General features: G+C 36.1%; 11 protein-coding genes. 7 read left to right on the forward strand and 4 right to left on the reverse strand.

Annotated elements, in window-relative coordinates; genetic code table 11:
• Window positions 1-124: 124 nt before the first annotated feature.
• The 7 genes from ACYFX0_RS27875 to ACYFX0_RS27905 all read left to right on the forward strand — a co-directional run bounded on the left by ACYFX0_RS27875 (window position 125) and on the right by ACYFX0_RS27905 (window position 6598).
• Complete coding sequence (locus tag ACYFX0_RS27875; protein WP_000139936.1) at window positions 125-1225, forward strand: amidohydrolase/deacetylase family metallohydrolase; 1101 nt, start codon at window positions 125-127, stop codon at window positions 1223-1225.
• Window positions 1203-2306 carry a DgaE family pyridoxal phosphate-dependent ammonia lyase gene (locus ACYFX0_RS27880; RefSeq protein ID WP_000510079.1) on the forward strand — a complete coding sequence of 368 codons (1104 nt, stop codon included), beginning with the start codon at window positions 1203-1205 and terminating at the stop codon, window positions 2304-2306. The genes ACYFX0_RS27875 and ACYFX0_RS27880 overlap by 23 nt, the downstream gene beginning before the upstream one ends.
• A 1-nt stretch (window position 2307) precedes the next feature.
• On the forward strand, window positions 2308-3063 hold the full coding sequence (gene dagF / locus ACYFX0_RS27885; RefSeq protein WP_000181897.1) for a 2-dehydro-3-deoxy-phosphogluconate aldolase: 756 nt from the start codon (window positions 2308-2310) through the stop codon (window positions 3061-3063).
• Window positions 3056-4072 carry a sugar kinase gene (locus tag ACYFX0_RS27890; protein WP_106082366.1) on the forward strand — a complete coding sequence of 339 codons (1017 nt, stop codon included), beginning with the start codon at window positions 3056-3058 and terminating at the stop codon, window positions 4070-4072. The genes dagF and ACYFX0_RS27890 overlap by 8 nt, the downstream gene beginning before the upstream one ends.
• Window positions 4072-4797 (forward strand): GntR family transcriptional regulator, encoded by a 726-nt coding sequence (locus tag ACYFX0_RS27895; RefSeq protein ID WP_074790605.1) that lies wholly within the window; start codon window positions 4072-4074, stop codon window positions 4795-4797. The genes ACYFX0_RS27890 and ACYFX0_RS27895 overlap by 1 nt, the downstream gene beginning before the upstream one ends.
• 114 nt (window positions 4798-4911) lie before the next feature.
• On the forward strand, window positions 4912-6237 hold the full coding sequence (gntP, locus tag ACYFX0_RS27900; RefSeq protein WP_074790607.1) for a gluconate permease GntP: 1326 nt from the start codon (window positions 4912-4914) through the stop codon (window positions 6235-6237).
• Window positions 6238-6406: 169 nt separating this feature from the next.
• Entirely contained in the window at window positions 6407-6598 is a 192-nt protein-coding gene (locus tag ACYFX0_RS27905; RefSeq protein WP_001290406.1) for a YjcZ family sporulation protein, read from the forward strand.
• A 50-nt stretch (window positions 6599-6648) separates the two neighbouring features.
• On the opposite strand, the gene ACYFX0_RS27910 is transcribed toward ACYFX0_RS27905, so the two are convergent.
• The 4 genes from ACYFX0_RS27910 to ACYFX0_RS27925 all read right to left on the reverse strand — a co-directional run bounded on the left by ACYFX0_RS27910 (window position 6649) and on the right by ACYFX0_RS27925 (window position 13394).
• Window positions 6649-8622: an FtsX-like permease family protein gene (locus tag ACYFX0_RS27910; protein ID WP_106082367.1), complete on the reverse strand. Its 1974-nt coding sequence runs from the start codon at window positions 8620-8622 to the stop codon at window positions 6649-6651.
• Window positions 8619-9371, reverse strand: a complete 753-nt coding sequence (locus ACYFX0_RS27915) for an ABC transporter ATP-binding protein (protein ID WP_000393250.1) — start codon at window positions 9369-9371, stop codon at window positions 8619-8621. Before ACYFX0_RS27915 ends, ACYFX0_RS27910 begins: the two co-directional genes overlap by 4 nt.
• A gap of 20 nt (window positions 9372-9391) precedes the next feature.
• Window positions 9392-11347, reverse strand: a complete 1956-nt coding sequence (locus ACYFX0_RS27920; RefSeq protein ID WP_000145001.1) for an FtsX-like permease family protein — start codon at window positions 11345-11347, stop codon at window positions 9392-9394.
• A 67-nt stretch (window positions 11348-11414) separates the two neighbouring features.
• Complete coding sequence (locus ACYFX0_RS27925; protein ID WP_000145076.1) at window positions 11415-13394, reverse strand: ABC transporter permease; 1980 nt, start codon at window positions 13392-13394, stop codon at window positions 11415-11417.
• Window positions 13395-13463 lie beyond the last annotated feature (69 nt).

A 13463-nucleotide genomic window follows, 5' to 3' on the forward strand; every position in this document is an offset into this window, starting at 1 on the left:
TTATAACGTTATATTTACTTCTCCCTTTTTTTGTGTTACGCTAAGCGTGTGAAAGAGATATAAAAAATGAAACTTAAATGTAAGCGTATTCTTATGGCTTCTTATAGAAAAGGGTGGAAATACAATGACAGAACGATTCGTACTACGTAATGTGAAACGTGTGAACGGGGAAGAGATTGACATTGTAATTGAAAATAACAAAATCGCACAGGTGACGAAAGCTGGTGCTGGCGAGGGTGGAAAGGTTCTTGATTACTCTGGTACTTACGTATCGAGTGGTTGGATTGATTTGCACGTTCATGCTTTTCCAGAGTTTGATCCGTATGGCGATGAGGTGGATGAAATTGGCGTTAAGCAAGGGGTAACGACAATTGTTGATGCGGGTAGTTGCGGTGCTGATCGCATTGCAGATTTAGTAAAAAGTAGAGAGCAGGCAAAGACAAATTTATTTGCCTTTTTAAATATTTCTCGCATCGGTTTGAAACGAATTGATGAATTATCCAATATGGAATGGATAGATAAAGAGAAAGCGATAGAAGCAGTAGAAAAGTATAAAGATGTAATCGTTGGGTTAAAGGCGAGAATGAGTAAAAGTGTCGTTTGTGATAGTGGAATTGAACCGCTGCATGTAGCGCGCGCTTTATCTCGAGAAACATCATTACCGATTATGGTACATATCGGTTCAGCGCCTCCTCGCATTGAGGAAGTTGTACCTCTTTTAGAAAAAGATGATGTCATTACACATTATTTAAACGGGAAAGAAAATAATTTATTTGATGAAGAAGGTAAACCACTACCTGTGTTACTAGATGCAGTGAATCGCGGTGTGCATTTAGATGTTGGTCACGGTAACGCTAGTTTTTCTTTTAAAGTAGCAGAAGCAGCGAAGCGTTACGGTATTGCCTTTCGTACAATTAGTACAGATATTTACCGGAAGAACCGTATACACGGTCCAGTTTACAGTATGGCTCACGTTCTTTCGAAATTCCTTTACTTAGGTTATCCGCTAGAAGAAGTGATTGATGCGGTTACGAAAAATGCAGCAGAATGGCTTAAGAAACCAGAGCTTGGCCGCATTCAAGAAGGAGATATTGCAAACTTAACTTTATTTACGGTGAAAGATGAGAAGGTTACGTTAATTGATTCAGAAGGGGATCAGCGCATTGCTGAAAGAAGAATTGATACAAAAGGGGTTGTAATTAATGGGTCATTCATTGAATGCTAAGTACGGATTAAAAAGAGTGATTAATGCGAGCGGTAGAATGAGTATTTTAGGTGTATCCGCTCCGGCAAATACAGTGATGGATGCGATGAAACATGGTGGACAAAATTATGTAGAAATTGCTGATTTAGTAGATAAAGCAGGAGACCATATTGCGAGAATTCTAGATTCAGAGGCAGCAGTTGTTGTAAATTCAGCATCAAGCGGAATTGCGCTTTCTATCGCTGGTATCGTTACGGAAGGAAATCGCCGTAAAAGTGAAAGACTTCATCAAGAAGTAATCGCGAAAAACGAAGTGATTATGTTAAAAGGTCATAACGTTCAATACGGTGCACCTGTTGAAACGATGATTTACTTAGGCGGCGGTAAACTCGTTGAAGTTGGCTATGCAAATGAAGGGAAAGCAGAGCATATTGAAGATGCAATTGGTGAAAATACAGCAGCGATTCTGTATGTGAAATCACATCATGCAGTGCAAAAAAATATGATTTCTGTTGAAGAAGCATGGGAAGTTGCGCAGCGAAATAACGTACCGCTTATCGTGGATGCAGCAGCTGAAGGAGATATTCAAAAATATGTGAAGTATTCAGATCTTGCCATTTATAGCGGTTCAAAGGCGATTGAAGGGCCTACTTCTGGTATTGTTGGCGGGAAACGAAAATACATCGAGTGGCTGAAAGTACAATTACATTGCATCGGAAGAAGTATGAAAGTTGGGAAAGAGACGACTTTCGGTTTACTTCAAGCGCTTGATGAGTACGGAGTAAAAGAAGATAAGAGCGAGCAAGAAAAAGAGCTATTACAAGTACTTATGCCGCTAAAAGAATTAAATGGTGTAAATGTAACGATCGTTCAAGATGAAGCAGGAAGAGCAATCTTTAGAGCTCGTATTCATATTAACGAGAAAGAGTTAAACAAATCAGCAAAAGAAGTTGTGACTGCATTACGCGAAGGGGAAATCGCCATTTATACACGTGATTACGGAGTAAGACAAGGATTCTTTGATATTGATCCACGTCCACTTCAAGGTGATGACATACATGTGATTGAAGAAAAATTGAGAGAAATCGTAGGGGGAAACTAAAATGACAAACATTCAAAAACGTTTTTATAAAGGCCACGTAGCATTAAATGTATTAGCAAACAATATAGAAAATGCAAAAGATATTTTTGAAGCAGCAGAAGGTTATGTAGTAGTGGGAGTGTTATCAAAAGACTACCCAACAGTAGAAGAAGCTGTTACAGCTATGAAAGCATACGGAAAAGAAATTGATGACGCTGTATCAATCGGACTAGGCGCAGGAGATAATCGCCAAGCAGCAGTTGTAGCTGAAATTGCGAAGCATTATCCTGGTAGCCATATTAACCAAGTGTTCCCTTCAGTTGGAGCAACGCGAGCAAATCTCGGCGAAAAGGATAGCTGGATTAATAGTTTAGTATCACCAACAGGAAAAGTAGGTTACGTAAATATTTCTACTGGCCCAATTAGTGCGGCTGGAGAAGAAAAAGCAATCGTTCCAATTAAAACAGCGATCGCACTTGTACGTGATATGGGCGGAAATTCATTGAAATACTTCCCGATGAAAGGGCTAGCTCACGAAGAAGAATATCGCGCAGTTGCGAAAGCTTGTGCAGAAGAAGGATTCGCATTAGAGCCAACAGGTGGAATTGATAAAGAAAACTTTGAAACAATTGTACGTATTGCGCTTGAGGCAAATGTAGAGCAAGTTATCCCGCACGTATACTCTTCTATTATTGATAAAGAAACTGGTAATACGAAAGTAGAAGATGTTCGTGAATTATTAGCAGTCGTGAAAAAGCTAGTTGATCAATATGCGTAAGAAAATTGCAGCGTTCGGCGAAGTAATGATGCGCCTGCAAGTACCTGGATATGAATTGTTGTCGCAAGCTAACACGTTAAATTACTCATTTTCAGGTACAGGTGTGAACGTTGTAGCGGCACTTTCTCACTTAGGGCATGAAGGGCTTCTTATTTCAACTTTACCGGAAAATTCGGTTGGAGATGCAGCTGTATCTTACATTCAAAAGTTAGGGATTCAAACTTCTCTTGTTTCAAGAGGTGGTAAATATGTAGGTATGTATTTTTTAGAAAATGGATTCGGTGCACGTGCAAGCCGCGTTACATATTCGAATCGATTAGAAAGTAGCTTCAATACGGCATGTGAAGAAACGTATCAATTTGAAGAAATCGCAAAGGAAATTGATATCGTTCATTTTTGCGGTATTACACTTGCGATGAATGATACTGTGCGTCATCATATGAAATCTTTAGCGAGAGCAGTTAAAGAAAACGGAGGAACCGTCGTTTTTGATTGTAATTATCGTCCCTCACTTTGGGGAGAAGACGGATATGAACAGGCAAAACCGCATTATGAAGAAATGCTAGGGCTTGCTAATATCGTTATGATGAATGAAAAAGATGCGATGTTCGTTCTTGGGATGAAAACAGAAGAGACGGAGCGTGAGGCGCAGCTGCTGGATCTCATTCCAAAGGTAGCTGAAACGTATCATATTGCTACAATCGCTGGTACTCATCGCTCTATTAACAGTGATAATACACATTCGCTTCGCGGGTTTATATGTAAAGATGGATCGTTCACTTTTGCAAAAACACTTACGTTTTCTGTATATGATAGAATAGGTGCTGGAGATGCTTATACGAGCGGAATTATTCATGGCGAGATAAAAGAGTTCGCACCAGAGAAAGCTGTTTCATTTGCGTCAGCAGCTGGAATGCTAGCACATACAATCGTCGGTGATACGCCAATGTCATCAGAGAAAGATATACTTCGGGCAATGACGGCATCAGTAGGTGATGTAGAAAGGTAGTGGGTGTAACAGTGAACGTAACGAGGAAAAAAGGACCATTATATTTACAAATAAAAAATATTATTCGTGATCGAATATTACATGGTGTATATGCGATTCATACGAATATTCCTTCAGAACCGCAATTAGAGGAAGAGTTCAAAGTTAGCAAGATTACAGTACGAAATGCCATTAAAGAACTCGCTCAAGAAGGATACTTGGAAAAGAAAAGCGGTAAAGGAACGAAAGTCATCCGTAATACCTCTGCGACAAAGTTGTCAAAGGGTAAGAAATTTACAGAAGTATTAGTGGAAGAAGGATATAAAGTACAGAAGAAATTGCTAAAAGCAGAAGTCGTACATAATGAGGAAGGAACAGTGCCATTTCGATTATTCGGGAAAGAGAGTTTCCGTATCGAACGTTTATATACGTTAAATGATGCACCTTACATTCATTACACGCACTATTTCTCAGCAGGAATGGCAAGTACAGATTTATCGGACTTTGATTTACAATCGCTTTATGATTTAGTTGAAGACCGAGGTATACATTTAGAAAACTTCAGAGATGAATTCGCTGTTGGGCTTGCGCCTAGCTCCGTTGCAGAAGCGCTAGGTGAAAAAGAGGGAACAGCGTTATTAAAACGTATGCGCTATTCTTATGATGAAGTTGGCGAAGTAATTGAATATAGCGAAGGCTACTACAATACAGAAATGCAGCATTATGTAGTGAATTATGACGTATAAAAAGAGGGGATGTTCCCTCTTTTTTTATAAAGTAAAACTTTAATTAGTGGAGGAGGGCATCACCCACTAATTATTAGCCCACACCAATCGGGATAAAAGTAAGGAGAATGAGAGATGGATATATACTTATTAATCGTCACGTTACTTGCGATCACAATTGTTATTTTAGGGGTATCATGGTGGAAATGGCATGCATTTATTAGTTTAACAGTTGCGAGTTTGTTTTTAGCTATTATGTCTGGACTGAACTTAACGAAAATAGTGACTGCCTATGAAACTGGTGTTGGTAGTGTACTAGGACATTTAGTTGGTATTTTGGCACTTGGAACTATATTAGGGAAAATGATGTCTGATTCAGGGGCAGGCATGCAAGTTGCAGATTTCTTTATTCGATTTTTCGGCGTAAAAAAATTACCTTGGGCTATGTTATTTGCAGGGTTTGTTATAGGGATTCCTGTCTTTTTTGAAGTAGGGATCGTCATTTTATTACCACTTGTTATTTCCATTCGAAAAACGACGAAGCAAAATATATTATTAATTGCGTTACCTGTTATTGCGGGATTATCTATCGTACATGGGCTAGTACCACCACATCCAGGTGCCATGACAGCAATCGGTATTTATAACGCGAACTTAGGAAAGGTACTTTTATATTCATTACTTATCGCGTTACCAACGGCTATTATAGCAGGGCCAATATTTGCAAAGTGGGTACATAAGAGGGTTATACCGGAAAATGAACCGGAGCTTGTTCGAGTTACGACAGTATCAACTGATTTGCCAAGTCGTAAAGTATCATTCTTTATTATTTTATTACCAGTTGTATTGATGATTTTATCAGTAGTTGCACCATATATTTCATTACCGGAAAAGTTAACTGAATTTTTTGTTTTTATAGGGAGTCCAGTAATCGCTTTACTTATTTCATGTTTCGCAGCATTTTATTTACTTGGAATAAGACAAGGAATTAATAAAAAGATAATTAAAAAATTAACGGATGAAAGTTTATTACCGGTCGGCTCCATTATCTTAATTATTGGTGCAGGCGGTGGATTTAAACAAATATTAATTGAAAGCGGCGTTGGAACGGCTATTGCACAAATGGCAGAACATATTTCGTTATCACCAATTGTATTAGCTTTCATGGTAGCTGGATTAATTCGAATTGCAACAGGTTCAGCGACAGTCGCACTAACGACAGCAGCAGGAATTGTTTCACCGGTTATTCAGCACATGTCTGGTGTGAATTTAGAGCTTCTCGTTATTGCAACCGGTGCAGGTTCATTAATGTTTTCTCACGTAAATGATGCAGGCTTCTGGCTTGTAAAAGAGTATTTAGGATTAACGGTGAAGGAAACATTTAAAACGTGGACGGTGCTGGAAACATTGTTGTCATTTATTGCATTCGGTTTTGCCCTTTTGTTGAATATGTTTCTTTAAAAGATACCTGAATAGGTATCTTTTTTTTGATTAAGCCCAATTGCTAAAACAAGCCCGTTTTTAGGTAAGCCAAGCTTCCTATTCGCCCTGAAAACATAATATAAATGGAATCCCCTCATTTAGAACAAGAGGAACTTGTTATGAATGATACTAAAGGAGGAATAGGGTAATGAGCGAAAAGTGTGAACACAGACATGATGATTGTAACCGCAGAAATGGTTGCGGAGGCGGTTTTGCGCTTCTAATCGTATTGTTTATTTTATTAATTATCATCGGTGCTAGCTGCTTCGGCGGAGGCGGCTCTTGTGGATACGGTGGTTACGGCGGTTATGCTGGCGGCTATGGTGGATATTGCTGCTAATTAAAAACTATTGAAAATGGCCTTGTGCAATACGCACAAGGCCATTTTATTCATATTTTTATATGCTGTGATAATTTATTAATGTACAGAGAACGGATTAAGAAGAAGAAAATGATCTCGATAATCCCGAAAAAGGTGAGTACGATACATGTCTCTTTTAGTAAGGAGAAAGAAAACATGCTTTGTAAAAACTTAACCGCAAATAACGTGTGAACACCAGCAACGATGTAAGGAACAAAAAATAAAATTCCTAATTGAATGGTTGCAGAGCGAAACATTTCTAATTCAGTTAAGCCAAGTTTTGTAATCGTAATATACTTTTGTCTTTCAGTTGTTAAGTCATTATACATACGGAAATATAAGACACTAGCCGCACCGATAAAGAAGATAAAACCAAGAAATGCCCAAATAAAGAATTGAGCAACTGCATTTCCTTTACCGTAAATGAGTTCATCCGTAGCCGTATGTATGAAGAAAGGAACTTGAGCGTTCTCTTCTGTATGCTTTTTGTAGAACTCACGTGCATCACCACTAATAACACGTAACATATTTCTGGTTGGAACTATTGCATTTTCCCAGTTTTCTACGAAGTAGTTATAGATTACGGTTGTTTCAATATGAGGAATCATATTATCAAATACATAATCTTGTACGACAGTTAAATGTGGGAATGCAAAGGATGGTTCTATTCCCTTATTAATAAACCCTTTAATATAAAATTCTTTTTTATTAGATCCGAGTGTAATCGTATTTTGCTTTGCAAATGGATTAGATACGAGATCGAGAAGTTCTGGTGAGTGGCGAGAAATAATATACACTTCTGTAGAATCGATTGTTATTTCCGGTCTTTTCAATTGTTGAGCGATTGCGTTATAATCGCTCATCTTCATAAGCATAATATCTTCTTTTGAAGCTATATCTTTTAAGACTGTAAACTTATATTTTTTGTACTGAAAATTACTAGTTGTAAGCTCCGTTTCAATTGTAGAAATATGCTTTTGTTCAAGGGAATTGTCACCTTCTGATGTATAAGTGAAGGGGACGGGATATCGCTCTAGTACTGATGCCTTCGTATTGTTATTAGCGGCGAATAACCCAATAATAATTGTAAATGCAAGTGCAGATAGCATAGAAACGATAAAGAGTACGTTAATATTACTACGGGTACGAGCAACTAAGTCCGAAATCCATAACATATTTATTTGTTTCAAATAAAACTTTCTACGCTTCTTTAAAATATAGATAAAAAGAAGAAATGTTTGTGAAAAGAATAAATATGTCCCGACTACTACGAGCGGTAAAATAGATAACATAATAAAAAAGACAGATCCATTTTGCACATTTTTTTCCGTTACGTAGCCTCGCGGATAACCAGCGATATAATAGCATAGCCCTAAACAAATTAAAGCAAATAAAGAGATGAGTATAGATGGTCTTTTTTCAGCTGGTATTTTCTTGTTCCCTTTAATAAGGTGGGCTGTTTTTCGAGTACGAATAAACATTGGTGTAAACGTAGAAACGATTAAAAATAAAATGATAAACGTTACGGTTGTCACGATAATCGCTTCTGTTGGCCAATATAAATAGAGACCTTTAGCACTTGTTAATTTCGAAGTGACTAATAAGAAAAAGTTAGAAAATACAAGGCCACCTTGAATGCCGATAAAGATAGACAATATCCCGATTATCATATTTTCAGTAAATAACAGTCTTTTTAATTGTCGCTGTGAGATACCGAGAATTGTGAGTATCCCGAATTGCTGCTTCCGTACATTTAAAAATGTTCCAATTGAATATAAGAGAAAGAAGAACGAGAACATAACAATCACAAGCTGTGCTGTACTAGCTAAGTTCATTAGAGGATCACGTTCTTGAAAGTTTTGTACACTCTGTAACCGCGGGTGATACGCGTATACAGTAAATGAAAAGAAAACCATGATAGAAAAGGCACTACTGACAAAGTAGGCGAAATATGCTTTCGAATTACGCGAGACATTTTTAAATGCGAATTGCCAAAATGTCATCCACGTCTTCCTCCTAATAACGCTAGAACATCTAATATTTCTTGATAAAATTTCTCGCGATATAATCCGCGGTGTAGTTCGTTGTAAAGCTCGCCATCTTTAATGAAAATGACGCGGTTACAATAACTTGCTGCAAACGGATCGTGCGTAACCATTAAAATCGTTGCATCTTCTTCTTTATTTAATTTCGTAAATAGCTCCATTACGTCAATTGCTGCTTTTGAATCTAAGTTCCCTGTTGGTTCATCAGCAAGTAGAAGTGAGGGATGATGGATAACAGCACGTGCTACTGCGGTACGCTGTGCTTGTCCTCCAGAAACTTCAAAAATACGTTTGTCCAAAATATGATCAATTCCAAGCTTTTTTGAAATGTTATCAAGCTTTTCATCCATTTCTTTTAACGGAACATTATCTAATGTTAAAGGTAGTACGATATTTTCACCGATTGTTAGTGTATCTAGTAGATTAAAATTTTGGAAAACAAATCCTAACTCTTGGCGGCGGAAAATGGCTAACTTCTCTCTACGAAATGTGTGCGGTTTTTTTCCATTAATAACGACATCACCAGAAGTAGGGGAATCAATTGTAGAAATAACGTTTAAAAACGTAGATTTACCGCTACCAGATGGCCCCATGATAGCAACAAATTCACCTTTATCTACGTGTAAATTTATATTTTTTAAAGCGGTATGAGGTACTTTTCCCTCATACACTTTTGAGACGTTTTTTATGTGTAATACTTCTTCCATAATAATCACCTTTCTATTCTCTAAAACTTAATGTGTTGTGATAATTTTTGCATATAGAAGGAACGAATTAAAAGGAAAAATAGAATTTCAACCGTTCCAAAAATCATAAGTACGACTGTAATCTCAGCGAAAAACGAGAGATGTAATATTTCTTGTAGCATCTTTGTCGCAAACATCGTATGGATCGATGACATAATGTAAGGCACGAAGAAAAGAATCGCAAGCTGAATTGTCGCTGAACGTTTCATTTCAGTCTCAGTTAAGCCAATTTTCGTAATCGTTATATATTTTTCTTGCTCATTTGTTAAATCTGTATACATTCGGAAGTAAAGAACACTGCCAGCACCGATAAAGAAAATAACCCCTAGGAAAGTACCAATTAAGAAGAACGAAGCGACATTTAGTTTTGTTTTATATAGAGAATCGCTCGCTTCACTTGCATGGAACGGTGGATGCTCTGCTTGAATTGCTGCATTGTCGTTATCGATTTTTGTTATAAACGCTGAACCGATATTATGTGCTTTCTCCCAATCTGTAACCTTGAAGTTATATACACTCATTTGTTTGGAAACGGTGGATAAGGCTTCTACATTTTCATCAGATAGTATGAGTACTTGGTATATTAAGCTGTTTGGGAATGGGTTATAACTTTTATATTCTTTCACTTGTAGTTGTAAATTGTTTTGAGTAAGTGTAAGAGTATTTTTCTTGTCTTTATTGTGAAGTGTTCCAATAACTTGATCATCTAAGTCTTTCATAAGGATATAAGATTCATTCTTATTCACCGTGAGTTTTTCCCAATTTAACGCCTTAGCAAGTACATTATAGTCACTTTGTTTAATTGCGTAATAGAGCTGTGTGTTATCTTCAGCTGAAGATACTTCATATATATCTGTTTTAAATTTTGTATAAGTAAAGTGCTCTTCATTAAATTTCTGCTCTAACCAGTTTAAATGTTCATCAGCTAATGTATTTTCAGTATGTGATAAATAAGTAAACGGGAAAGGGTTTTGTCTAATCGCATCAAACTTTGTAAATTTCCCGAATCCATATAAGAATGTAATCATTGTAAAAGCGAGCGTCGATAGCATCGCCACAATAAAGAGCATATTAATATTCGTACGAATGCGTGATGCTAAATCAGAAATCCAAAGCATATTAATTCGTTTCATATAAAACGTTCTTCGCATTTTTAAAATACGAATAAGTAAAAAACTAATTTGTGAAAAGAAAAAGTATGTTCCAGCTGCAATAAGCGATGGGATGACAAATATACTAGAGATGGCATATAAAAGCCCAATGATGTCACCTAGCGACATAAAATACAGCGGATTTGCGGCTAACGCATATCCACATATTAAACACATCGCACCAAATAGAGAGATGAGAACGGATGCTTTTCTTTCTTTTTGTTTTGTTCCTTCTTTTAAAAGACGTACGGCTTTTCTCGTACGAATGAGCATGGGTGTAAAAGATGATACGAGAATGAAGAGCCCAAGAAAGATGATGATAGTTAAAACGATAGCACTTGTAGGCGGATATAAATATAAACCAGGTACGTGTGTAATTTTGGCGGTAACTAATAAAAAGAACTGTGAAAAGACGACTCCAAGTTGAATGCCAAAAAATATAGAAAGAGCACCAATTAACATATTTTCTATAAATATGAGTCGTTTTAATTGTTTTTGAGATATGCCAAGTACTGTTAAAATCCCGAACTGTTTTTTTCGTACTTTTAAAAACGTACCGATTGAATACAGTAAAAAGAAAAATGAAAAGAACACAATGACAACTTCTGAAATTGTCATTAATATGTTCAGAGAATAATTCACGTCTGTCATATGCAATTTAGGATGAAATAAATAAACTGCAAATGAGAAAAAGATTGCGATGGAGAACGCACTGCTTACAAAATAGGCGAAATAAGCTCTGGCGTTCCGCGTCACGTTTTTAAATGCAAACTGCCAAAATGTCATTCACCTAGCCTCCTAATGGGGTGAAGATGAGAAGAGCATAAGAAATACTCTTTTCATCAAGTTTGTTTTAAATATTTTGTCCACTCGTGTACTGTGATAATTTTTGCATATAAAGTGAACGAATAAATAAGAAAAATACGATTTCAACGAATCCAAAAATAATAAGAACGGCTGAAACTTCTTTGAACAGAGATAAACCAATTACATCTTGTAGCATTTTTGTTGCGAACATTGTATGAATGGATGCCATAATGTACGGAATGAAAAATAAAATACTAAGTTGAATGGTTGCAGATCGTTTCATCTCTGTATCTGTTACACCGATTTTAGAAATCGTTATATATTTCTCTTGTTCGTTCGTCAAATCCGTATACATTCTAAAGTAAAGAACGCTACCAGCTCCAATGAAGAAGATAACTCCTAAAAATGTCCCGATTAAGAAGAATGCGGCACTACCAGATGTTATTTTGTATAACGATCCTGCTGATTCAAAGGATCGAATAAGAGGTCCTTCATACTGGGATTTATTTCGATCTTTTTGCACCTTTTCTATAAAATTATCAGCAATTTCATATGTCTGTTCCCAGTTTTGAATTTTGTAATTGTATGCTGATATATGTTTTACGGTGTTAGGTAAGTTATTTACGATAATATCAGGCAACACTATCGTTTGATATGAAAAGTCAGATGGGATTGCGTTTACATGCTCATAGCCTTTCACTCGTAATTTCGTATTTGTACTAGAGAGTGTAATGTAATCTCTTTTGTAGCTTTGCTCAAATTCGTTGAATATGGTGATATAAGATGTCCCTGTTAGCACATATGCTTCGTTATCATCCATAAATAGTTGTTTCATTCGTAAAGAATCTGCAAGTTTGTTATAGTCACTTTGCTTAATTGCGTATACGTCATTATAAATGGCTATATCTTTATCTTCTTTTAGTGGTGTTTCATATATATCAGCTTCTATTTTTTGATAAGGGAAATGCTCTTTTTGTAATTGTTGCTCAAGCCAATTTAAATGCTCTGTAACAAAAGGGTTCGCATCATAAGAAAAATAAGAAATTGGAAAAGGAGAAGTTCTATTAACTTCTAGCTTAATAAATTTCCCGAATCCATATAGAAACGTAATCATTGTGAAAGCGATCGTAGATAGCATCGCTACAATAAAAAGCATATTAATATTCGTTCGAATACGGCTCGCTAAATCCGAAATCCAAAGCATATTAATCCGTTTCATATAAAACTTCCTTCTTTTCTTTAAAATATAAATCAGTAAGAAACTAATTTGTGAAAAGAAGAAATATGTTCCGATTGTAACAAGCATTGGGATAACGAAAATACTTGAAACCATATATATAACACCGATTTGCGGGCTTACTGATACGAAATATTTAGGATTTCCAGCTAACGCATAACCACCAAATAAACAAATCGCACCAAATAATGAAACAAGTATGGAGGGTTTTCTTTCTTTTTGTTTTCCACCATTTGTTTTTAAAAGGTGTACCGCTTTTTTTGTACGAATAAGCATTGGTGTGAATGCAGATACAATGATAAAAAGACTAAGGAAAACAATGGTTGTTAGAATAAACGCGTTAGTAGGACCGTATAAATATATTCCTGGAACATGCGTAAGTTTGGCTGTTACTAATAAAAAAAATTGAGAAAAAACAACTCCAAACTGCATGCCGAAAAAGATAGATAAAATCCCGATTAACATATTCTCCATAAAAACAAGACGATGTAATTGTTTTCTCGATATTCCTAAAATGGTCAAAATACCAAATTGTTTTTTTCTAACTTTAAAAAAAGTACCAATAGAATATAGTAAAAAGAAGAAAGAGAAAAATACAATTACTACTTCTGAAAATATCATTAATCCTGAAATTTCAGAGGTCATGCTAAAATTTTGTAATTTCGGATGAAACAAATAAACAGCAAATGAAAAGAACACAGCAATGGAAAAGGAACTACTTACAAAGTAAGCAAAATAAGCTCTTGAATTACGCGTTACATTTTTAAATGCAAATTGCCAAAATGTCATAGATTATACCTCCGGCTAGAAGATATAGAAGTAGTTGTATTGCAAAAAATGTATGAGATTGAGTTCTCA

Source organism: Bacillus sp. NEAU-Y102 (genome assembly GCF_054788175.1).